Source organism: Flavobacterium sp. (assembly GCF_013822155.1).
Taxonomy (GTDB): Bacteria; Bacteroidota; Bacteroidia; order Flavobacteriales; family Flavobacteriaceae; genus Flavobacterium.
On the sequence record NZ_PNJW01000160.1, the window covers coordinates 1 to 1552 of the forward strand.

General features: G+C 37.2%; 1 protein-coding gene. It reads left to right on the forward strand.

The window, feature by feature from the left end; all coding sequences use genetic code 11:
• Positions 1-115: 115 nt before the first annotated feature.
• On the forward strand, positions 116-1222 hold the full coding sequence (locus C0512_RS15545; RefSeq protein WP_290863216.1) for an IS110 family transposase: 1107 nt from the start codon (positions 116-118) through the stop codon (positions 1220-1222).
• Positions 1223-1552 lie beyond the last annotated feature (330 nt).

Genomic DNA, 1552 nt, shown 5'->3' on the forward strand with positions numbered 1-1552 from the left:
TAATAGTTGCTATGCTGAATATCTAGTCTACTTTTTAAAGATAGTTTTCTCTTGAAAAAGGGCGAACACTCCAATTACGGTGTTTATAGCAAAAAAACCAAAAGGAGGTTCGCTTATGAAAGACTATACTGGAAAAACTATTTTCGTTGGAATGGATGTTCACAAAAAGACTTATTCAGTAACAGCGATATGCGATGAGTGTATCATAAAAAGAGACACATTAAAAGCCGAGCCTGAATGTTTGATTTCCTATCTTAAGAAACGATTTGGCTCGGGAAAAATTAAGACGGCTTATGAAGCAGGATTTTGTGGTTTTCATCTACATAGATCTTTAGAGGCCGCAGGAATTGAAAATATTGTTGTTCACGCAGCAGGCATAGAAGTGTCAAATACTAAGGTAAAAACAGACAAAAGAGATTCTCTCAAAATAGCGGCACATCTTTCTGAGGGCAAATTAAGAAACGTTTATATTCCGACTGTAGAACAAGAAGATAATCGTACCGTAACGAGGTTAAGAGATACCTTTTCTAGAGAAAGAGCCAGAATTGGTAATCAAATCAAATCTCTTCTTTTTCTACATGGATTAATTCCAGCTGATAACAAGAAAAAAGTCTCTCCAGCTTGGATTAAAGGGCTTTCTAAATTCGAAATGACCCCCGGAGTTAGATTTTCTATAGAAACGTTTGCAAAAATGTGGCTTGAATTTGATGCAAAGATTAAAGAGATAGACATCGAAATAAAAAAACAGGCTGCTAAAGACAAGACAATTGATATGATGTACCAAGCAGTGAGTGGAATTGGCTGCACAAGTGCTCGAGTGCTGGCTAATGAGTTAGGAGATCTACAGCAATTTAAGAATGAAAAACAGTTATTTAGTTACATAGGATTTACTCCAAGTGAACACTCCTCAGGAGAACACACGAGACAGGGACATATTACAAAACAAGGGAAACCTATTGTGAGGAAAATACTTGTTCAGGTTGCTTGGGTAGCAATACGTCATGACAAAGATCTTCAGAGTATCTATGAGAGGATTGCGGCGAAATCAGGAGCTAAAAGAGCAATCGTTGCTATTGCCAGAAGGTTAATTGGACGCATCAGGGCTTGTTTTAGGACGGGAGAGCTTTACGAAGCCCAAAAGACTGAACGACCTACCTTGAAATTTAAAAAAATGCCACAAACCAAAATGCAAAACAGGAAAAATGTTAAATTTGTGGCGTAAGTAATAGGTTTATCCTATGCAAACCAATTTATAAATGATTAGAAAAGAAAATAGAAAAATAAACCGACAAAGATCCTAAAAAAAATTTGATGACTTTCGGGACGACTCTGCCAAGCATCCTAGTGAGCATAAATATGCATCACGTGTAATAGTTTAGAGCGTCCCACTTTTTAAAATGTTCGAAAAAACAACTAGTGGCGCACTTACGAGTTCGACCACGAATAGCAGGTAGGCTTTAAGAAATTAAGGCAAAACGAACGACATCAAGTGATCAACTAGGAAAAATCGTTGGCGGAGTGATCGTATGACTTGACAAATTCACATAGCAGG